At 64.5% G+C, this 20,414-nt stretch carries 21 protein-coding genes; 13 read left to right on the top strand and 8 right to left on the bottom strand.

The features are described from left to right. Positions 1-96: 96 nt before the first annotated feature. Positions 97-1,056 (bottom strand): phosphotriesterase family protein, encoded by a 960-nt coding sequence (locus AC2W7L_RS01520; protein ID WP_486002953.1) that lies wholly within the window; start codon positions 1,054-1,056, stop codon positions 97-99. A gap of 178 nt (positions 1,057-1,234) precedes the next feature. Between AC2W7L_RS01520 and AC2W7L_RS01515 the strand changes: the two genes are divergently transcribed. The 7 genes from AC2W7L_RS01515 to AC2W7L_RS01485 all read left to right on the top strand — a co-directional run bounded on the left by AC2W7L_RS01515 (position 1,235) and on the right by AC2W7L_RS01485 (position 7,925). Then, positions 1,235-1,714 carry a MaoC family dehydratase gene (locus AC2W7L_RS01515; RefSeq protein WP_212128006.1) on the top strand — a complete coding sequence of 160 codons (480 nt, stop codon included), beginning with the start codon at positions 1,235-1,237 and terminating at the stop codon, positions 1,712-1,714. A gap of 94 nt (positions 1,715-1,808) precedes the next feature. Beyond that, positions 1,809-2,591, top strand: coding sequence for an SDR family oxidoreductase (locus AC2W7L_RS01510; RefSeq protein ID WP_486002952.1), 783 nt, complete (start codon positions 1,809-1,811; stop codon positions 2,589-2,591). Between the two features lie 69 nt (positions 2,592-2,660). Then, positions 2,661-3,668: an NADPH:quinone oxidoreductase family protein gene (locus tag AC2W7L_RS01505; RefSeq protein WP_486002951.1), complete on the top strand. Its 1,008-nt coding sequence runs from the start codon at positions 2,661-2,663 to the stop codon at positions 3,666-3,668. A 55-nt stretch (positions 3,669-3,723) separates the two neighbouring features. Beyond that, the gene (locus AC2W7L_RS01500) at positions 3,724-4,947 is read left to right on the top strand and encodes an acyl-CoA dehydrogenase family protein (RefSeq protein WP_486002950.1); all 1,224 of its coding nucleotides are present in this window, start codon (positions 3,724-3,726) and stop codon (positions 4,945-4,947) included. Further along, positions 4,944-5,966, top strand: a complete 1,023-nt coding sequence (locus AC2W7L_RS01495) for a phosphotransferase family protein (RefSeq protein ID WP_486002949.1) — start codon at positions 4,944-4,946, stop codon at positions 5,964-5,966. The genes AC2W7L_RS01500 and AC2W7L_RS01495 overlap by 4 nt, the downstream gene beginning before the upstream one ends. A 69-nt stretch (positions 5,967-6,035) precedes the next feature. Beyond that, a complete protein-coding gene (locus AC2W7L_RS01490) occupies positions 6,036-6,746 on the top strand; it encodes a TetR/AcrR family transcriptional regulator (RefSeq protein ID WP_486002948.1) in 711 nt (236 codons plus the stop codon). An 87-nt stretch (positions 6,747-6,833) separates the two neighbouring features. Beyond that, a complete protein-coding gene (locus tag AC2W7L_RS01485; RefSeq protein WP_486002947.1) occupies positions 6,834-7,925 on the top strand; it encodes an alpha/beta fold hydrolase in 1,092 nt (363 codons plus the stop codon). Between the two features lie 19 nt (positions 7,926-7,944). Here AC2W7L_RS01485 and AC2W7L_RS01480 read toward each other — a convergent pair whose 3' ends face one another. From AC2W7L_RS01480 to AC2W7L_RS01465, 4 genes are all read right to left on the bottom strand, one after another. Then, positions 7,945-9,369 carry a cation:dicarboxylate symporter family transporter gene (locus AC2W7L_RS01480; RefSeq protein WP_486003037.1) on the bottom strand — a complete coding sequence of 475 codons (1,425 nt, stop codon included), beginning with the start codon at positions 9,367-9,369 and terminating at the stop codon, positions 7,945-7,947. Positions 9,370-9,599: 230 nt separating this feature from the next. Then, the gene (locus tag AC2W7L_RS01475) at positions 9,600-9,905 is read right to left on the bottom strand and encodes a hypothetical protein (RefSeq protein WP_486002946.1); all 306 of its coding nucleotides are present in this window, start codon (positions 9,903-9,905) and stop codon (positions 9,600-9,602) included. 38 nt (positions 9,906-9,943) lie between these two features. Next, on the bottom strand, positions 9,944-11,335 hold the full coding sequence (locus AC2W7L_RS01470; protein WP_486002945.1) for an alpha,alpha-trehalose-phosphate synthase (UDP-forming): 1,392 nt from the start codon (positions 11,333-11,335) through the stop codon (positions 9,944-9,946). Positions 11,336-11,457: 122 nt separating this feature from the next. Then, positions 11,458-11,673, bottom strand: coding sequence for a CsbD family protein (locus AC2W7L_RS01465; protein WP_486002944.1), 216 nt, complete (start codon positions 11,671-11,673; stop codon positions 11,458-11,460). A gap of 273 nt (positions 11,674-11,946) precedes the next feature. Here AC2W7L_RS01465 and AC2W7L_RS01460 point away from each other — a divergent pair, with 273 nt between their 5' ends. The 4 genes from AC2W7L_RS01460 (at position 11,947) to AC2W7L_RS01445 (ending at position 15,611) form a co-directional block, all read left to right on the top strand. Next, entirely contained in the window at positions 11,947-12,603 is a 657-nt protein-coding gene (locus tag AC2W7L_RS01460; RefSeq protein ID WP_486002943.1) for a TetR/AcrR family transcriptional regulator, read from the top strand. Positions 12,604-12,704: 101 nt separating this feature from the next. Then, positions 12,705-13,133 carry a hypothetical protein gene (locus AC2W7L_RS01455; protein WP_101546189.1) on the top strand — a complete coding sequence of 143 codons (429 nt, stop codon included), beginning with the start codon at positions 12,705-12,707 and terminating at the stop codon, positions 13,131-13,133. After that, entirely contained in the window at positions 13,133-14,920 is a 1,788-nt protein-coding gene (locus AC2W7L_RS01450; RefSeq protein WP_486002942.1) for a sensor histidine kinase, read from the top strand. Before AC2W7L_RS01455 ends, AC2W7L_RS01450 begins: the two co-directional genes overlap by 1 nt. Continuing rightward, the gene (locus tag AC2W7L_RS01445) at positions 14,910-15,611 is read left to right on the top strand and encodes a response regulator (RefSeq protein ID WP_486002941.1); all 702 of its coding nucleotides are present in this window, start codon (positions 14,910-14,912) and stop codon (positions 15,609-15,611) included. The genes AC2W7L_RS01450 and AC2W7L_RS01445 overlap by 11 nt, the downstream gene beginning before the upstream one ends. A gap of 152 nt (positions 15,612-15,763) precedes the next feature. On the opposite strand, the gene AC2W7L_RS01440 is transcribed toward AC2W7L_RS01445, so the two are convergent. Continuing rightward, a complete protein-coding gene (locus tag AC2W7L_RS01440) occupies positions 15,764-16,708 on the bottom strand; it encodes an Ltp family lipoprotein (protein WP_486002940.1) in 945 nt (314 codons plus the stop codon). A 303-nt stretch (positions 16,709-17,011) separates the two neighbouring features. Between AC2W7L_RS01440 and AC2W7L_RS01435 the strand changes: the two genes are divergently transcribed. Further along, positions 17,012-19,300, top strand: a complete 2,289-nt coding sequence (locus AC2W7L_RS01435; protein ID WP_486002939.1) for a helix-turn-helix transcriptional regulator — start codon at positions 17,012-17,014, stop codon at positions 19,298-19,300. A 110-nt stretch (positions 19,301-19,410) separates the two neighbouring features. On the opposite strand, the gene AC2W7L_RS01430 is transcribed toward AC2W7L_RS01435, so the two are convergent. Next, positions 19,411-19,689: a helix-turn-helix transcriptional regulator gene (locus AC2W7L_RS01430; protein WP_486002938.1), complete on the bottom strand. Its 279-nt coding sequence runs from the start codon at positions 19,687-19,689 to the stop codon at positions 19,411-19,413. Between the two features lie 43 nt (positions 19,690-19,732). Here AC2W7L_RS01430 and AC2W7L_RS01425 point away from each other — a divergent pair, with 43 nt between their 5' ends. Beyond that, positions 19,733-19,972 carry a DUF2000 family protein gene (locus AC2W7L_RS01425; protein WP_486002937.1) on the top strand — a complete coding sequence of 80 codons (240 nt, stop codon included), beginning with the start codon at positions 19,733-19,735 and terminating at the stop codon, positions 19,970-19,972. Between the two features lie 54 nt (positions 19,973-20,026). Here the strand turns inward: AC2W7L_RS01425 and AC2W7L_RS01420 are convergent, their stop codons facing one another. Then, positions 20,027-20,377 (bottom strand): ArsR/SmtB family transcription factor, encoded by a 351-nt coding sequence (locus tag AC2W7L_RS01420; RefSeq protein WP_486002936.1) that lies wholly within the window; start codon positions 20,375-20,377, stop codon positions 20,027-20,029. Between the last annotated feature and the right edge of the window lie 37 nt (positions 20,378-20,414).

The raw sequence follows: 20,414 nt of genomic DNA, 5'->3' as shown, positions 1-20,414 counted from the left end.
CCGGTTTCACCTGCGGATTGATGGTTTGTGCGTGGACTGACATGGGATTCCCTTCATCGTCGAAAATGGTCCCTCAGTGCATATGGTCGATGGGTATTACTCGAAGTAACGGCGCGGGTTCTTCACCAGCATCGTGTCGATATCGTCGTCGGTCACGCCCTTGTCCAGCAGCATCGGAATGACGTCGTCGCTGATGTGGCGGAAGTGCCAGTTTGGTTGGATCTGCGCCTTCTCTTCCTGAGTGAAGTAGTCGATGTAGCACGCTGCATCGTGGGCTAAGGTGATGCGGTCGGCATAGCCGCGACGGACGAGTTCGACGATGGTGTCGACGCGCGGTTCGGTCGGCAGATAGGCGTCGATGCCGAACCGGTCCATGCCCAGGAACGATCCGTTCTCGGCGATCTGGGACAGGTAGTCGAGGTCTGTCGAGTCGCCCGAGTGGCCGATGATGACCTTCCCCAGATCCGCGCCCTCTTCCTTGAGCACTCGCTGCGTGACCAGGCCGGATCCTGTGCGTGGATTGGTGTGGACGGTGATGGGGGCGCCGGTCTGAGCGCTCGCCTGACCGACCGCCCGCATCGTGCGCTCGACGCCCTCGGTGAGCCCGGGGGATTCGATGGCGCATTTGAGGAAGGCGGCCTTGACTCCGGTGTCGGCGATGCCCTCCTCGAGGTCGCGGACGAACAGTTTCACGAGCGGTTCCGGTTCGTCGACGAGGAGACCCGGGCCGCGATGCTCGAACTGGTGGGGGAGGTCGGTGAATGTGTAGAGGCCGGTGGCTGCGACGATGTTGAGGTCGGTCTGTTCGGCCACTCTCTGGACTCGAGGGATGTAGCGACCGAGACCCACGACCGTCGGGTCGAAGATAGTATCGATCCCCGCCGCTTTGAGGTCATTGAGCTTGGCGACGGCATCGGCGATCTTCTCTTCGTCGTCCCAGGCCGTGTCATAGTTCTGCCGCATCTCCTCGCTGAGGACGAAGATGTGCTCGTGGACGAGGGTTCGGCCGAGTTCGCTGCTGTCGATGGTGCCGGTGACGGTCTGGACTTCTGCCATGGGTGCCGCTCCTTTGCGTAGACGTCCCTGCCGTGAGGCTTGTTTCTGTTCCGCCTTGAAGTGACCCAGCACACACGGCTAGTCTCAGAATAGTGAATCTGAACTCAATTTCAAATACGATGATGATTCGGGTTTCACGGACCGCGCGTGACCCGTCGCACCCACCGAAAGGCAGACAATGACGACTCCCATCAGGCCCACGACCATCGCCGACCTTGAATCGCTCGTCGGTGAGGAACTCGGTCCGACCAGCTGGCACACGCTGATCCAGGACGACATCAACTCATTCGCCGACCTGACGAACGACCACCAGTGGATCCACGTCGATGAGGAACGTGCTGCCGCTGGTCCCTTCGGCGGCACGATCGGTCATGGACTGTTCACCCTGTCGCTGGGGCCGGGGTTCATGGAGGAGCTCATGGCGTTCGACGGATTCGCGCACAGTCTCAACTACGGCTACGGCAAGGTGCGATTCCCGCAGCCTCGACCAGTGGGTTCAAAGGTGCGCATGCGGGCGACGGTCTCAGCCGTCGATGCGCGCGGCACCGGGTCCGCACAGGTGACCACCACTCAGATCTTCGAAGCCGAGGGGATCGAGAAGCCGATCTGCGTCGCCGAATCGATCGGCTACTTCACCGAACACAACGCAGACATCTGAACCGCTGACATCCGAACCGCTGACATCCGGCTCTCCGAAGCCGGACAGGCCATGCGGTCATACAGAACGAGTCATTGAGAACAAGGGAGTACCCATGGACATGTCGACACTGTTTTCGCTGAAAGGGCGCAGTGCGCTGATCACCGGCGGCTCGCGCGGAATCGGCCGGATGATCGCCGAAGGATTCGTGCAGTCGGGCGTGCGCGTCTACATCACCGCCCGCAAGGCCGAGGCCTGTGACGCGACCGCCGCCGAGCTGTCCGAACAGGGAACCTGCGTGTCCCTGCCCGGAGACATCTCCACGAAGGAGGGACTCGCCTCGGTGGTGGCCCGGCTCCGCGAGCACGAGACGAGTCTGGACATCCTCGTCAACAATGCCGGTGCCGCCTGGGGCGCGCCGTTCGACGAGTTCCCGGAGGACGGGTGGGACAAGGTCATGGACCTCAACCTCAAGGCGATGTTCTTCCTCACCCAGGCGCTCGCGCCCGACCTGCGGGCCGCCGCGAGCTCGGAAGGCCACCTCGCCAAGGTCATCAACGTCGCCTCCATCGACGGCATCCGACCCAATCCGCTGGAGACCTACAGCTACCACGCGTCCAAGGCCGGAGTGATCCACCTGACCAAACGCTTGGCCTCCCGACTGGCACCGGACGGAGTGATCGTCAGCGGCATCGCTCCCGGAGCCTTCGGGACGACGATGAATAAGGCCGCCCGCGACCACGGCGACGAAGTGAAGACGAAGATCCCGGCGGGACGGATCGGCACAGCCGAGGACATGGCCGGAGTCGCCGCCTATCTCGCTTCTCGGGCCGGCGACTACGTCGTGGGAGAGACGATCGCCGTAGACGGCGGTGTCGTCGCCTCGTCTCGTCTCTGACGACCCCGCCGACGACCCCGACAGCATCACCCACGTGGGCGAATCCAAACGAAAGGACCCCCGACCATCATGAGAGCAATGCAGCTGAGTGCCACCGACGGCCCCGGCTCCCTGGAACTGCGAGACGTCGAGACTCCGACGCCCGGGCCCGGCGAGGTCCTCATCGACGTCGCCTATGCCGGCGTGACCTTCCCCGAACTCCTCCAATCTCGCGGGCAGTATCAGATGCAGCCGCCGCTGCCCTACACAGTGGGGTCGGAAGTCTCCGGGGTCGTGCGTGAGCTCGGCGACGGCGTCACCGGCCTCAGCGTCGGCGACCGCGTCCTCGGGGCGGCGAACACGGGAGCCTATGCGGAGTCCATCGTCGTCCCGGCCGCCAGCGTCCTTCCGCTTCCGGAGTCCGTATCGCTGACCGCCGGAGCAGGAATGCCGATGAACCTCCTGACCGCGGACTTCGCGCTGCGTGTGCGAGGCAGACTCGAACCGGGCCAGACGGTCCTCGTCCACGGCGCCGCGGGCGGACTCGGCAGCGCCCTCGTCCAGGTCGCCCGCGCCTACGGCGGAGAAGTCGTGGGCGTGGTCTCGACCGAGGAGAAGGCGGAGACGGTGCGCAGCCTCGGTGCTTCTCATGTGGTCTTGGCCGAACAATTCAAAGACACGGTCAAGGACCTGCTCCCCGGCGGTGTCGACCTCGTCGCCGACCCGGTCGGCGGCGATCGGTTCACCGATTCCCTGCGCACGTTGAAGACCTTCGGCACTCTCCTGGTTCTCGGATTCACCGCAGGATCCATCCCCGAAGTCAAGGTCAACCGTCTGCTGCTGAACAACATCTCCGTGGCCGGAGTGGGGTGGGGCGCGGCTCTGGCCGGACGACCGGACATGGTCGCCACCCAGTGGGACACGCTGTGGCCGCATCTGAGCTCTGGAGCACTCGATCCCGTCGTTCATACCGTGCTCCCACTGGAGAAAGCGCAGGAGGCTCTTGAGCTCATCGACTCCCGATCCGTGCGTGGCAAGGTCGTCCTCGAAGTCAGAGGAGAGACCGGCGGCGCCGGCATTCACGACCGCCGGGCCTGAAACCCCACACACCTGAGACCACACACGCCGGAAACCATCCGAGAGAGCAGAAATCATGGACTTCGCACCAGATGAGACGACCCGCGACTACCAATCCAGGCTCAACGCCTTCATGGACGACTTCGTCTACCCCGCCGAACCGGTCTACCACCGGCAACGGGCCGAGGCCGGGGATCCGAACTTCCACCCGCCCGTCCTCGAAGACCTCAAACGTGAGGCCCGCTCCCAAGGACTGTGGAACCTGTTCCTGCCGTACGACGAATGGGGAGCAGGACTGACGAACCTGCAGTACGCACATCTGGCGGAGATCACGGGCCGCAGTGCGGAGATCGCCCCCGAGGCCATCAACTGCAACGCACCCGATACCGGGAATATGGAGGTCCTCGCGCTCTTCGGGACCGACGAGCACAAGGAGAAGTGGCTCAAACCGCTGCTCAACGGTGAGATCGCCTCGGCGTTCTGCATGACCGAACCGGCGGTGGCGAGCTCCGATGCGACGAACATCGAGATGAGCATCGCCTCCGACGGAGACGACTACGTGCTCAACGGACGGAAATGGTTCGCCTCGAACGCTCTGCACGCCAACTGTCAGGTCTTCATCGTCATGGGCAAGACCGACCCCAACGCAGAGGCCCACCGGCAGCAGTCGATGCTCGTCGTTCCGAAAGACACCCCCGGCATCACCGTGGTCCGGGGACTGCCGGTGTTCGGCTACCTCGACAGGGAAGGCCACGCCGAGATCATCTTCGACGATGTGCGAGTGCCGAAGACTGCGCTCCTCTCCGGCGAGGGTGACGGATTCGCCATCAGCCAGGCCCGGCTGGGACCGGGGCGCATACACCACTGCATGCGCTCGATCGGGATGGCCGAACGCGCCCTCGACCTTCTGATCGACCGGGCCCAGCAGCGGGTCACCTTCGGCCAGCCGTTGGCAGACCGAGCGAACATCCAGGATTGGATCGCCGAGGCTCGCGTCGAGATCGAAGCCACCCGCCTCCTCGTGCTCAAGGCCGCGTGGATGATGGACACCGTCGGCAACAAGGAAGCGGCGACGGAGATCGCGGCCATCAAGGTCAAGGCCCCGAACATGGCACTGACGATCATCGACCGGGCGATCCAGGTCCACGGGGGCGGAGGGGTCACCGACGACTTTCCGTTGGCCAGCTTCTACGCCCATCAGCGCATACTGCGTCTGGCCGACGGACCCGACGAAGTGCACAAACGGTCGATCGCGCGGCGTGAACTGCGACGGAGGAAGAACGCACGGGAGGCCCGATGAGCGTCGAACTCGATCTGCCGAGCCTGGCGACATGGTTACGGGACGCGGGCGAGCCGGTGACCGGATCGCTGCACGGAGTCCGGGTGGGGCAGGGACAGTCGAACCTCACCTACCGCATCGACGACGAGACGGGCCGGTCGTGGATCGCCCGTCGACCCCCGCTGGGACATCTCCTCGCCTCGGCCCATGACGTCGCCCGGGAGCACCGGATCATCGCTGCCCTGCAATCGACCGGAGTGCCAGTCCCCGCCACCATCGGAGTCTGTGAGGACCCCGCAGTCGCCGACGTCCCCGTCGTCATCGTGGAACACGTCGAGGGAACCGTCATCGACGATGAGGAGGCCGCCCGACAACTCGCCCCCGAGACCCGCAGACGTCTCGGCCTCGAACTCGCTCGGACCCTGGCGAAGATCCACGCCGTCGACATCGACGCTGTCGGCTTGGGCGACCTGGCGTCTCGGAAACCCTACGCGCCGAGGCAGCTGAAGAGGTGGAGCCGCCAACTCGAGGAGAGCCGGACCCAGGACCGTCCCGATCTCGACGCTCTCACTTCGGTGCTGACCGAGCATCTGCCCGAGCCCGATGAGATCACCCTGGTCCATGGTGACTTCCACATCCGCAACGTCATCATCGACAGCGCCACCGGTGACATCCGAGCGGTGCTCGATTGGGAACTGGCGACACTGGGTGACCCGCTGGCCGATGTGGGCAGCTCCTTGGCGTATTGGACTCAGGCCGGCGAGGTGCCCGAAGGCGCCCCGACCGCAGTGGACGGATTCCCGTCCCGCGCCGAGATCGCTGCCGAATACCTGGCTGTCTCGGGCCGCAGCAGGCGAACGCTCGGCTTCTGGCACACGCTGGGGCTGTGGAAGATCGCGATCATCGCCGAAGGCGTCCGTCGCCGCGTCGCGGAAAACCCCGCGAACGCCGCTGCCCACGGCGTGCCCACGGCCGGCGACGTCCAGGCGATCATCGATCAGGGATGGGCTGTTGCGCGGGAGAGCGGGCTGACATCATGAGCTTGCACTCTGCCCGTGCCCAACAGATGGCTGCCCGTGCCCGAGAAATGGATTGTAGGATTGGCTGTCATGTCGACGACCGAAGGCGCAGCTGAGGATCTCCCCACGCTCGTGGATACCGCACTCCTGCGCGATCTCCCGACGACCACGCGGGGAATCCGCACTCGGGCGGCTCTGGTCGCCGCCGCCCGAGTCGTGTTCGAACGTGATGGCTTCATAGATTCCCGACTGACCGACATCACCAAAGAGGCCAAGTGCTCCACGGGCACGTTCTACACCTATTTCGACAGCAAAGAGCAGGCTTTCGCCGCCGTGCTCAGCGAAGCTCAGGAGGACATGCTCCATCCGGGGCCGCCGCACAGCGGCGACGAAGAGCGCACCGTCATCGAGCAGCTCCAAGCCGGACATCGGGCCTACATCGAGTCGTATAAGCGCAATGCGAAGCTGATGTTCCTGCTCGAACAGGTTGCCGCGATCGACGCGAACTTCCGTCGACTGCGCCTCGACCGGGCGCGGGCCTTCTCCAGACGCAACTGCCGGTGGATCCGAAAGCTTCAGGACGAAGGGTATGTCGACCCGAGTCTCGACCCCCTCATGTCGGCCCGGGCGCTGTCAGCGATGGTCGGGCGGATGGCGTACTTCAAATATGCGGTCGAGGAACCGGACTGGGGGAGCGACGAACTGCTCGTGGAGACCGCGACCAAACTATGGGTCAACGCGCTGGGCATTCCCACCGACGGTTCTCGTCGCAGTCCCCAGGCACCCGGCGCTCAGCAATGAACGCTGAACAGCAATGACCGGAGCTCAGCAATGAACGCTGAGCAGGGCGGATAATCGAGGGACCTTGATCAGCGAGGAGGCCGATCCATGACAACTGCGACGTCTCAGCCCCACAGTGGTGCCCCGTTCGACAACGCCTCGGTGGCCGCGCGCTTGGCAGAGCTGACGGAGACCGCCGACGCCGAGGCGCTGACGGTGTCCACCGGCCAAGGGGAGTTCGCCGCTTTCCGGGCGACGCCGACGCACCCGGATCCCGACCTCGGCGAGGCGATCCTTCTGCACGGGTGGCCGGAATACGCTTCCTGCTGGGAGAGGACTGCTGGCCTCCTCCTCGCGCAGGGGATGGGTGTGTTCGCCTATGACCAACGAGGATATTCGCCGGGAGTGCGCCCGGAATCGGTGGGGGAGTACGCAATTGCGGGCCTGGTCGCCGACCTTGACGAAGTCTCCCGTGCGGCGGGGCTCGAACGATTCCACCTCGTCGGTCATGATTGGGGCGGACTGGTCGCTTGGCCTTTTGCCGCGAACCACCCGCAGCGTCTGCACACCTGTACCGTCGTGTCGACTCCACATCCCAGAGCACTGGGCAAACAGCTGAAGACGGACGATGACCAGTACGAACGCATGGGCTATATGCGGTCGATCCAAGACCACCCGGAAGGAGTGGCCCGAACGTTGCTGCGCGATGACGGGAAGAGACTGGTCGATCTCTACGGCGGAGCCGTCCCCGACGACCTCGCAGCCTCCTATGTTGCTCGATTCAGTGAGCCAGGGGCTTTTCTGTCCGTGCTCAAGTACTACCAAGCGATGGACGGCAGCGATCGGACGCCGAGCACTCCCATCACGGTGCCCACGAGCTTCATCTGGGGCAGCGAGGATATTGCCTTTTCCCGCGCAACCGCAGAGCTCAGCGCTCGCTACGTCGAGGGTCCTTATCGTTTCGTCCCGCTTGAAGGGGCCTCCCACTGGCTGCCGGAATCGCATCCGGAGGACATTGCGGCCACGGTGATCGAAATGCTCGAGAATCTGCCGATTGACTGCGTTTCGTGGCCGAAGTGGACCTGGAGATGGCGTCCCGACTGCACAGCTGTCCCGACGACACAGGCGCTCGGCGAGGGGAGACGAAACACCACGTGCGGCATCCTCACGATGAGGACGACGGCACCCGTGGTGGTGTGACTCGGGATGGCTCGAAAGGTCAGTTCCCGATCGTGGCCTTCGCCTGGTTGTCGGCGGCCACGGTGGTCTGCGGTTCGGGCAGGGCCGCGTCCGCCTCGGGGGCATTCGTCGGCGCACCATGGACATCGGGCTCGAGTGAGAGCTCGTCGAACGGGTTGTCACCCGACAGGGTGGCGCGGGCGACGTCGAGGTCGATCTCGTTCGTCCACTTGCCGATGAGCAGGGTGGCGACGGCGTTGCCGGTGAAGTTCGTCAGCGCACGGCACTCGGACATGAACTTGTCGATGCCGACGATGACGCCCATGCCGTCGAGCAGCTCGGGGCGGTGCGACTGCAGACCGGCGGCCAGGGTGGCCAGGCCCGCGCCGGTGACTCCGGCAGCGCCCTTCGAGGCGATGATCATGAACACGAGCAGCGAGATCTGCTCAGGGATCGACATCGGCATGCCCATGGCCGAGGACACGAACAGCGAGGCCATGGTCAGGTAGATGGCGGTGCCGTCGAGGTTGAACGAGTAGCCGGTGGGCACGGTGATGCCGACGACCGGCTTCGAGACTCCGGCGTGCTCCATCTTCGCGATCAGACGCGGCAGAGCAGACTCCGACGACGAGGTGGAGAAGATGAGCAGGAACTCACGAGCCAGGTACTTCAGCAGCAGGAAGATGTTCAGACCGGTGACGATCTTGAGCAGACCGCCGAGGACGATGACGATGAACAGCGCACAGGTGAGGTAGAAGGCGCCCATGAGGGTCGCCATCGCCCCGATCGCGGCCCAGCCGGTCTTGCCGACGACCGCCGCGATCGCACCGAAGGCGCCGATGGGAGCGGCCCACATGATCATCATCATGAGCTTGAAGACGACGGCCTGGATGTGCTTGATTCCGGTGAGAACCGGCTCGCCGGCCTTGCCCATCGACTGCAGGGCGAATCCGACGAGGAGAGCGAGCACGAGGGTCGGCAGAACCGGGATGTCACCGGGGATGAGGCTCATGAGGAAGGCGACCATTCCACCTTCTTCGCCACCGGCGGCCTCTTCATACGGCTGGAGGTGGAGTCCGTCGCCGGGGTGGATGAAGTTGCCGACGACGAGGCCGATGACCAGGGCGAACGTCGCCATGATGAGGAAGTAGATGAGCGCGAGCCCGCCGACCTTGCCGACGGTGGCTGCCTTCGCCACGGAGCCGACGCCGAGGACGATGGTGCAGAAGATGACCGGGGCGATGATCATCTTGATGAGCGCGACGAATGCCTTGCCCAGGGGTTCGAGTGCGATTCCCGCCTCCGGGGCGATGAGCCCGATGGCGGCACCGGCGAACACGGCCACGATGACCATGATGTAGAGCCAGTGAGTGCGATCCTTCTTCCGCTGCGGGGCACCCTGATCGGTTGCCGCTGCGGTGGGCCTGCCCGTGTTCGCGGACCCGCCCCTCTGCTGTGGCGACATTGCCATGTTTCCTCCAAACGATGTTCGCGACCACACCCCTCGATGGGCGGGATCGCACGCGACGACTGGCCGCGGTGGTGATGTACCCGACAACTGTGCCAGCCGATGTGATCGGTGTCTCGGTTGCGTTCATAGTGTTCACAGGAGGAGTGAGACGCGCCGAGGCAGGAGTATGGCCAGGGAGGACGGGCCGGCGAAGGTCGGGCCGGCGAAGGTCGGGCCGGCGAGAGTCAGGCTTGCGGCTCCTCCGCGTGCTGGTGATCGGCATCGGCACGCGGTACCCGCTGCTCGAGGGCCTTGAGGCCGATGGGGCAGGTGATGGTGAGCTTGAGGCGTCGACTCTTCGCGTCTTCGACAGCGCGCCGCATGAGCTCTCGGCGGTGCTGATCCGCCTGCATAGGCTCGATAGCTTCGCAGTAGATGAACATGACCTCATTGGCATCAGGCTCGAGTTTGTAATGGAGCGCGGCCACGAGTCTGCCGGGAAGGTAGAGGTCGTACTTCGAGGATTCCTGGTTGTTGAGCATCGTGTACATAGTGGTCTCCTGGGGTAGGTCTGTCAGAATGGTCGGTGTCACCAGTCGCTGGGCGACAGAGCCGCCGCAGATGCTGGGTCTCGCAGGTCATGGAGGAAAGTTTGCGCCCAGTGGCGGACGTCGAAAGCGGCGACGGTGTCGGCCATCGCATCCATGCGCTTCCGGGCCTCGTCTTCGCTGAGCGTGGCCGCGTGATGGATGGCCGCCTTCAGGCCGGCCCGATCATGGGGATTGACGATGATGGCTTGGTCGAGTTCTTCGGCGGCTCCTGCGAATTCGGAGAGGACGAGTGCACCGCCCCTGCCTCGGCGGGCAGTGACGAATTTCTTGGCCACGAGGTTCATCCCATCCCGCAGGGAGGTGACGAGCAGGATGTCGGCGGCCAGGTACAGGACGACGGCTTCCTCTGTCGAATGTGAGTGGTGGGAGTAGTGGATGACATCGCCGCCGAGAGTGGAGAACCTCCCATTGATGCGCCCGACCGCATGTTCGACCTCGTCGCGCAGGTCCTGGTAGGCGCGCACGCCTTCGCGAGAGGGGACTGCGATCTGCGCGAGACAGGTTCCCTGCGCATCGAGCAGTCCGTCGTCGATCAGCTCCTCGAAAGCCCACAGCCGGTGCAGGATTCCCTTCGAATAGTCGAGGCGATCCACCCCGATCATGAGGGTGGCGGGATCGCCCAGGTCACGGCGAAAGCATCGGGCCATCTCCTGTACCGCGGGGGATTCGGCCGCGGCCCGGATCTCATCGACGTCGATCGAGATCGGGTACGAGCCGACTCGGCCGCGAAGTTCCTCGGGATCCATGCCCAGCAGCTTCTGCATAGCCTGGCGGGCCTTAGCGGCATCGGCCTCTCGCTGGAGACCGATGACATCGGCCCCGAGCAGGCCGCGGAGGATTTCGTCACGCCAGGGCAGCTGGGCCACCTGCTCGACGGGAGGGAACGGAATATGGCAGAAGTATCCGATCCGGATGTCCGGTCGTCGAGCGCGGATCATCGCCGGTACGAGCTGGAGGTGGTAATCGTGTACCCAGACTGTCGCTCCAGTCTCGGCGGCCTCGACCGCGGCCTGTGCGAATCGGGCGTTGACTTCCCGATAGGCCCGCCACCATGAGCGGTGGTACTGCGGTGCGACGATGAGGTCGTGGTGCAGCGGCCATAGAGTAGCGTTGCAGAATCCCTCATAGTACTGCTGATGTTCGTCATGGCTGAGCGAGACGGGGACGAGGCTCATCCCGTCGAAGTCGAAGGGCTCGAGGCTGTCGTCATGTGTGTTCGCCCAGCCGACCCAGGCTCCGGCTTGCTCGCGCACCACGGGAGCCACGGCTGAGACCAGCCCGCCGGGCGAGGTTTCCCACGCCCCGTCGATGCGGTCGACGGGGAGGCGATTAGCCACCACGACGAAAGCATGGCAGTCAGTTCCCATCATCTTCTCTTCTTCTCGTGCCGCCGGGACGGATCGTACCGGCACGCCGACTTCTGGGGCATGAGATCTGAAAGCATGGCCGAAGGGCGGAGGCGGACAGTGCCTCCGCCCTCCAGCCGCGTCCCTCAGTCCTCCGGTGAGTCCTTGAGTGAGTCCTTGACGCCCTTCAGCGAGTCCTTGGTGTCGTCGCCGACCTGCTTGATCTTGCCCTTGGCCGCGTCCGTCCTGCCTTCGACTTCGAGGCCTTTGTCGTCGGTGACCTTGCCTGCAGCGGTCTTCGCTTTGCCCTTGAGCTCTTCAGCCTTATCAGAGGCCTTGTCGGTCTTGTCGTGAGAATCCATGATTCGTCCTTTCGTGGAGATCGGTGTGGACGTACTGCTCTGTCGAGCGCTATTCATGTTTACGGCGTAATCAACTTAGCAGACCGCGTTTTCGCTGCGCAACAGATCTGGCGAGTCGGGTGGTCGATGGAGGGTGGTAGCTTAGTCATCCATGAGGAGTTTACAGTGTAATCCCGGTATCGGGGGACCTCTCGACGCGTCGGATCAAGCGAGTAGACTGACGGTGAAATCCGTCCGGTCTGCGACATCTCCGACGAAGAAAGGGAGGCGCGCGTGGTTCAGCAGCGACTTGATCGTGCACAGGTCGTCGAGTCGGCGATCGCCTTCGTCGATGCCTGCGGTCTCAGCGAGCTCACGATGCGTCGCCTCGGAACGGCCTTGGACGTAGAGGCGATGGCACTGTATCGGCATGTTTCGGGGCGGGGGGACCTCCTCGAGGCCATGGTCGACGAGCTCATCGACGGCCTCTTCGACGACGATCTCATGACAGAGGACTCCCATTCGTGGGAGGAGTATCTGCAGCGTGTCGCCAATGCCACGCGGAATCTGGCCCTCAAGCATCCGCGGATCTTCCCTCTCATCGCCACCCAGCCACCTCAGGCGCCCTGGCTCCGTCCGCCGCTGCGCAGCGTGCGCTGGGTCGAGGACTTCCTGTCCTCACTGCAGCGCTTCGGATTTGCCGACGCCGAGGCGGTGGCGGCATACAAGGCCTTCACGAGCTTCCTCGTCGGCGCCCTTCTGCTCCAAGCGGCCTCCCTGACCCCGGAGGCCCTCGGCGATGAGGAGGAGTCCTCCGCCGGCGACGACCTCAGCGAGTATCCCACGGTGGCCCGATTGCAGGGCCTGCTCATGGAAGACCACGCCCAGCGCGAGTTCGACGACGCCCTCGACGATCTCATCGAGCGGATCCGCACCAGCACGCAGGGCTGAGAATCTCGGCAGGTGGCTCCGAGAGCCCTTGAGCTGTGGCGTGCCTGCGCCCTCACGGATAGTCTTGGCTCAGTGACGATCCGATTACAAAGGAGCAGGATATGAAACTCAGCACCGCACTTCTGCGCGCAGTTCCCGGCGCATTCATCCTCAATTCGGGCATCGGCAAGCTCGGTCTCGACGAGGAATCCGCGGCCGGACTCCAGCAGATGGCCGCCAACGGTGTGCCCATGGTCGAGAACATGACCCCCGCCCAGTTCGGGAAGTTCCTGTCCTACGGTGAGATCGCCGTCGGCTCCGCCCTGCTGCTGCCGTTCGTGCCTACCCGCATCGCCGGTGCCGCGCTGACGACCTTCGCCGCCGGCCTCGTCGCGAACTACTTCTCCATCGATTCGATGACCAAGGACGACGGCATCCGCCCGTCCGAGGACGGCACCGCAGTGGCCAAGGACACGTGGCTGGCCGCAATCGGCTTGGCCCTCCTCATCTCCGGCGGCAGCAAGAAGAAAAAGAAGAGCGTTAAGAAGTAATGGCGTCCCTCCCGGCCCCTCCATGGCGGGGCCGGGAGCGATTCCGGGCTCGCCGAGGCGGCACCCTGGCGAGGCGTCTCTTCCTCGTCCAGCTCGTCCTCATCGTCCTCGTCTGCACCGCCCTGTCGGTGACGAGCTACGTGACGACGCTCAACAACATCCGGCACGCCACCGGAGAGCGGGTCCTGTCCATCGCCGAGACGCTCGCCCACGATCCCTATGTCACCGAGTCTGTGACCGGGGACGATCCCGCCGCCCGACTGCAGCCCTACGCGCTGACCGTCATCGACACCGCCGAGGCGGACTTCGTGACGATCATGGACCGCGACGGCACGCGCTACACCCACCCCGATCCCGAACAGCTGGGCAAGAAGTACATCGGCAGCACCGCGAAAGCCCGCGCCGGACAGACCGAGACCGAGGAATACGTAGGCACGCTCGGGCCGTCGGTGCGCGCGATCGTGCCGATCAAGGACGCCGCCGGCGAGGTCACCGCCATGGTCGCCGTCGGCGTGACTCTGGAAACGCTGTCCGTGGCGCAGGCGGCCTCCCTGCCGCAGATCATCCTCGTCGGCCTCGCCGCGCTCGCCCTCGGCGGACTCGGCTCCTGGCTGCTCGCCCGCTACCTGCGCCGAGTCACCCTCGGCTACGGTCCCGAGGAGCTCCGTCGGCTGTTCGCGTTCTACGATTCGGCCCTGCATTCCCTGCGTGAGGGCCTCATCCTCGCCGACGATTCCGGTCGGCTCGTCCTCTACAACGATGAGGCCGCGTCCCTGCTGGGCCTGCCCACAGTGGAGGAATCGACGCCGATCTCCCTCGCCGAGGTGGCCCTGCCCGAATCTGTCCGTGACCTTCTTTCGACCGGTCGGGTCGCCGTCGATGAAATCCACTTCACCGCGGATCGTGTCCTCGTCATCAGCCAGAAGCAGGCGAGCCAACCGCGCGGTCGCGGAGCCGACAGTGGCCGTTTGAGTCGCTGGGCTGGTGCGCGCCAACCGGGTGGCCGCGGAATCGGAGGAACGGTCGCGACCCTGCGTGATCGCACTGACATCCAGGAGCTCACCGGTGAGCTGGCGACGATGACGACGCTGTCCGAAGCTTTGCGTGCCCAGACCCACGAACATGCCAACCGGCTGCACACGGTCTCCACGCTCATCGAGCTCGGTCGGGTGCAGGAGGCGTTGGACTTCGCGGTCAAAGATGAGCAGGAGTCGCAGCGGCTGACGGATTCCTTCGTCGCTTCCCTCGACGAACCATTCATCACCGCGCTCATGATCGGCAAGGCCGCTCAGGCCAATGAACGCGGCATCGAACTCACCGTCACAGCCACCGGCGAACTTCCGCCCGAACGACTCGACGCCCGCGACCTCGTCACCGTCGCCGGCAACCTTCTCGACAATGCCTTCGACGCCGTCGCTGACGCGGACGAGAAGCACGTATGGGCGGACTTCGTCGCCGCCGACGGGGAGCTCATCATCACCATCGCCGACTCCGGCGCCGGGGTCGCGGGCGAAGACATCGACGCGCTCTTCCACCTCGGCACCTCGGCGAAACCCGAGCCCGGGGGAGTGGGACGACACGGATTCGGACTCGTATTGGTCCGGCAGGCGGTCAGCCGCCTCGGCGGGCATATCGATGTCGATTCCGATGGCGGCGCGATCTTCACGGTCACGCTCCCGCTGGGGGACACGACTGCTGTAGGCGACTACGATTCTGCGCAGGACCCCACCGCGGATGATGCGGGTCTGAGTCAGCAACAGGCGGAAGGAGACCCACGTGAGCAATGATGCCGCGCTGCGGGTGCTCATCGTCGAAGACGATCCGATGACCGCGCAGGCGCACGCGGACTTCGTGGCCCGAGTGCCCGGCTTCGAAGTCGTCGGGACCTGCCTGGGCGGGCACGAGGCGATCGAACGCTTCGACGAACTCGCCGCGGCCGGGACGTCAGTCGATATCGTCCTCCTCGACATGAATCTCACGGATTCGCACGGTCTCGAAGTGGCAGGGCGCCTGAATTCGCGCGGTCAGGACGTCGACATCATCGCGATCACCGCGGTGCGGCACCTGCAGGTGATCCGGTCGGCGATCTCGTCGGGCATCACGCAGTACCTCATCAAGCCCTTCACCTTCGCGTCGTTCCGGGAGAAGCTGGAGAACCAGCGGGAGTTCCGGCGCGGTCTCACCGGGTCGGGGTCGTTGGCGACTCAGGCCTCGGTGGACAATGCGCTCTCAGCCCTGCGGTCGGTATCGTCGACGACCCTGCCGAAGGGGCTGATCGCCGAGACCTTGGACGCCGTGTCCGCTTTCGTCCGCGACTCCTCGGTTCCGGTCTCCGCCACCGAGGTGGGGCGTCGGCTTGAATTGTCTCGCGTGACCGTCCGCCGGTATCTCGAGCATCTCGTCGCAACGAAACAGGCGATCAAACAGCCCCGACACGGGACTCCGGGGAGGCCCGAGTACGAGTATCGGTGGGTGTGAGCTGAGGACCGTATTCAGACTGATCGGACGGAGAGATCAGATATGCGGGTCAGACGCAGGAAGGCGGGCGAAGGAATCTCTTCCTTCGCCCGCCTTCGAGCTTGTCAGGTCAATGGTTCTATCTGCCTGATCAGCGTGACTGATCTGTTCCGTCAGTTGTTGAGGTTCTCGATCGCGTAGTCGGCCTCGGACTGAGTGAACTGTTCACCGTATTCGCTGGTGAGCTGATCGTGGATCGCATTCGGCGACATCGCCATGTCGTCCTGGTAGATCCGTGCCTTCTCCAGGGCGTTCTGGTTCCAGTCGGCCTGGACGTTGTCGATGGCGTACTGGGCGGCGTCGGCGGAGAAGTCCTCACCGTATTCGCTCGTCAGCTGGTCGTAGATGCCCTGCTTGCTCATGTGCATCATGTCCGAGTAGGTCTCAGCCTTTGTCAGGGCTGAGTTGTATTCGGCGGGAACGCTCGAGTCGTCCTCTTCTTCCGCCGGTGCAGCGGGCTCCTCGACGACGGGTTCTTCCTCGACAGGCTCCTGAGCAGCGGGTTCTTCCGCCGGCTCTTCGGCCGGTTCCTCGGCCGGTTCCTCCTCGACGGCAGGTTCTGCGTCGACGGGTTCTTCGACTGCTTCGGCTGCGGGAGCTTCCTCGGCAGGAGCTTCCTCTTCGGAGACGATCGGCGCATTGTCGTCGGTGGCATTCGATGCCGAGCCCGCAGAGACTCCGCCGAAGATGAGGCCGAGGACGAAGAAGATGCCGGTGACGATCCAGGCGACCTTCTTGTGCTGGTCATATCCCTGGAGGCGCAGCCCCTGCTTGTCCTTCTGTCCGCCGGCCAGCGTAATGATGAGGTCGACGAGGGCCCAGATGCCGAAACCGCCGAAGGTGATGAGCTTGAGGACACCGGTACCGATCTTGCCCAGGTAGAAGCGGTCGACGCCGAGTCCGCCGAGCAGCCACGACAGCAGCCACGTAGCAAGGAACGATTTCTGCCCGACGAGGGGCTGGAACTGCCCGAATGAGGGCTGGTTCTGGCCGTATGCGGGCTGAGCGGGGATCCACTGGTTCGAGTTGTCGACCGGTACTGGGGGCTGCTGTGTCATTATCACTTCCGGATGTTCAGAGGGGAGGTAGTTGCATATTCAACTATAAGTTAAAATTTCAACTAAGTGCACCAGATGTTGTCTCGATTGGATAACAAATCCTCTTGTCGGAGTTCTTGGCCAGAGTGGGGAAGCTCACCCAGCTGCGCCCGCCGGGTTCCGAGGCTCCGAGGAAAGAATCAGGTTCGGGGTCGCGGATGACACGGGATTCTCTGTCATAATCATGAATGCACCCCTCATTACCCAGCGGCTTCCCCGGCTGCACCTCGACGTGAGTCGAGTCGAGACGAAAGTTCCCCCTCCGTGTCACCTCAACAGACCAACCGAGCCGAAAATGCGAACCGACCGTCGGGAACCGACGGGACCTCATCGGTCTTCGACCTGCAATTCGGACCGCGAGCCGCCTCGGCGAAGGGCTTCGCATCTGCGCTCGAACTGGGCGACACACTCTCCGAGTCCGAGCTGGAACCGATCTTCCGCGCCAGCGGCGGCCGTACCCGCATCGCCGACTCCCTGATTCAGGCCCGAGTCGAAGCGGGATTGCCCGCGGGCGATACCGACCCCGACCGGACTGTCGCGATGCTGTCGACGGAACTGAGCCCTGCGATCAGGGATGCCTCCCGCGAATCGGCCGCACTCTATCTGCTCGCCCTCTTCTCGTGGACGCCGAAGATCACCTCGTCCATGGTCGACCTTGTCTATGCCGCCTTCGACGCAGCGAAGGTCACGAACGACGCCACACCCGATGGTCTCACCCCGCTGCTGACCTCGGCGGGCCTGCTCGCCGTTGCTCCCGGCGACTCCGAGGTCTTCACCGTTCCCGCTTTCATCCGCATCCTGATGCGGCGCATCTCCGCAGTCGACGACGGCCCCGCGAAGCAAACTCCACGCGAAGCCCTCAGCACGGCTATCGCCGACGCCGTCGGCCGCCAACGCATGGACAGTCGTGAAGGACTGCCGGGGCTGCTCGACCTTGTCTTGGAGATCAGGGATTGGAAGGTGCTGGAGCGCGGGTGGGCGCGACGGTCGGTCAATGTCTTCGTAGATGTTCCGGAATCGATTGAGGCTTTTCTCAACGTTCCAGAGGCTATGGTCGCGGAGAATCCGATCCTCACCCTGGCCCGCAGTGCTGCACGGCGGATCGATTCGACCCGGCGGATGCTCGGGACCGATGACCCCGGAAAGTTGCTGACCGCCACCGACTTCGACAGCATCGTGGTGCCGGAGCTGCACGGCCGACTGGCCGACCCGAGCCTTCCGCTCTCCGGCGACGAGATGGCCGTGCTGACCATGTTGGAAGCGCGCCATCACCGTCTGAACCAGAACTTCGATGCGGCGCTGGGCGTCATCGAGATGGGGCGGGAGCGGATGCTCAGCCTCGGTGCCGGAGAGCCGGGGCCCACGCTGATGCTGCAGGCCGAACTCAACCTTGAGCGTGGGTGGTGCCTCATTGCGGTCGGTCGCTTCACCGAGGCGGCTTCCGTGCTGCAGAACGTCGTGCACTTCGCGGGAATCTACACTCCGAACTCACCGCACCCGCTGCTGTCGGGGTTGGTCGAAACCGCTCTGGCCGGGCTGGGCCACGGTCACGGGTCAGATATGGATCGTTGTCTGAAGGAGGCGCGTGAGGCCGCCGCACGATTCGGGATGGAGACGCTGCCCGACGAGCGAACGGCACTGAGTGTTGAGCTGTTCCGCAGCCTCGACCGACTCGATCTCGACGCGGCTGAGGGCATCCTTGCTGAGCTGGATCAAGCGAAGACTACTCAGCACCTGGGGCCGATTCCGGACTGTGCCAAGGCTCTGTACTACGTGTACCGCGGGCGGATGTCGATCGCTGCGAAGCTGGTGACGGAGAGCCCGACGGTGCAGATCCTGCCCACGGCGGACGACGCGAGCGCTCAATTCTCCGGATTCATCAATATCGTCGGTTTCGTACTTGCTGCGGCGGGAGAGACCAAGACGCTGCAGGATATGAGCGACCGAATGAGTTCGAGCAGCCCTGGCGACTCGATCATCAAGGCTCGACAGGCCCTCGTCTTCGGGCAGCATGATCGGCTGTGGGCTGCGACCGGGCAGGCACTCGGCAGTGATCAGGGGCCCCGGCACAAGAGCTGTGCCATGGCCCTGCGTGCCGACATGCTCCACCATGAGGGGCGTGCCGACGAAGCGCTGGAGACGTTCGTGCAGATGCTCGACTACTGTGCGATCACGGCGTCGGTGCTGGCGGTCGCGCAGCTGTCGAAGTCAGCTCGAGAGTCGCTCATCCCGGCTTCGGCCGAATTCTCCGAGTGGGAAGCCGTGGCTCGGTCGTTCAATTCGACGGAGCTCTCGGCATCCGTGCTGCAGACGCGTCTGCTCGAGCTGCCCGAGACCGCGCCGGTGACCCCGGACTTCCAGACGGATCTCACTGTGGCCGAACAGTCACTGCTGTTCGCCATCGACTCATCGAAGTCGATCGCGCAGATCGCCCGCGAGTTCGGCGTGGTGTCGGGAACGCTGAAGAACCGACTGTCCGCGCTCTACCGCAAGCTCGGTGTGAGCAGTCGCGCCGAAGCCGTCGCCTACGCCCATCGCAACCAGCAGGGGTGACGGGTGGCGGCCTGCCGTCGCCGGAGCTGACGACGCGCCCTGCCAGATCGGCAGGCGTTCAGCCGAGGTGGACGTGGCCGACCTGAATCGCAATCGCCATGTGGCCCGGTCTACGCCGCGAAGACTCCCGGGGTCGTGCCCAGGGTCGACCGGAAATGTCTCGTGAGATGGGCCTGATCGTGGAAGCCTGACTCCGCGGCCGCCTCGGCGGGGGTGTGTCCGGCCAGAAGAAGTCGGCGGGCGCGATCGACCCGTCGGCCGATGACATACCGGTGGGGCGCGATCCCGAACGTCGTGGTGAACACCCGCACCAGGTGGCTGCGGTGGGCGCCGAGCTCGGCAGCCGCCTCGGCGATGGTGAAGGACTCGACCAGTCGATCATCGAGCATCTCCCGCAGACGTCGGGCAAGCGGCGCATCGGAGGCGGTCTCGGTGGCGGGGATCAGCCGGGAGTTCGCGATCTCACGCAGGGCCAGGACGCCGCATTCGGCGGGGCGCGATATCGCGACTGCGATCTACACGGAAGAACTGTTCTCCACCGGACACGATGCCGCCAACCGCGCTGCCGTCGCCGGTGTCCCGGCCGAGGAGCTCAACCTCGTCGGGGTGGCTCTGCACGGTCCGAAGAACGGTGTCGATCGGGTGGTGAAGGGTGCGCGGATGCACGCGTGAGGTGTGTGTGAGGCTGCGCCAGTGAGAGTGTGAGGCGGCTCTGCCCCTTGAGCCTCAGTTCGGGGCGAGGAACTCCGAGATCCGATTCAGCGCAGAAGCCTCGAGCGAGTAATACGACCAGACGCCGCGCTTCTCCCGACGGAGGACCCCGGCGTCGACGAGGATCTTCAGGTGGTGGGAGACGGTCGGCTGTCCGAGCCCGACGGGCTCGGTGAGATCGCAGACGCACGCTTCCTGCTGCTCGTGCGCGGCGATGAGCGAGACCAGACGCAACCGGGTCGGGTCGGCCACTGACTTGAGAATGCGCGCGAAGTCCTGAGCGTCATCGAGGCTCAACGGCGAGACGGTCAGTGCCGGGCAGCAGACGTCCGCCTCGGTCGGAGAGAGTGCGGGTTGTGTGGTCACTCTTCCATTATGCGCATACATTGACATTTGTCGATGC

The organism is Brevibacterium sp. LAARM3_SD1, from assembly GCF_057364765.1.
This window is presented reverse-complemented; position numbering and strand designations above follow the sequence as displayed.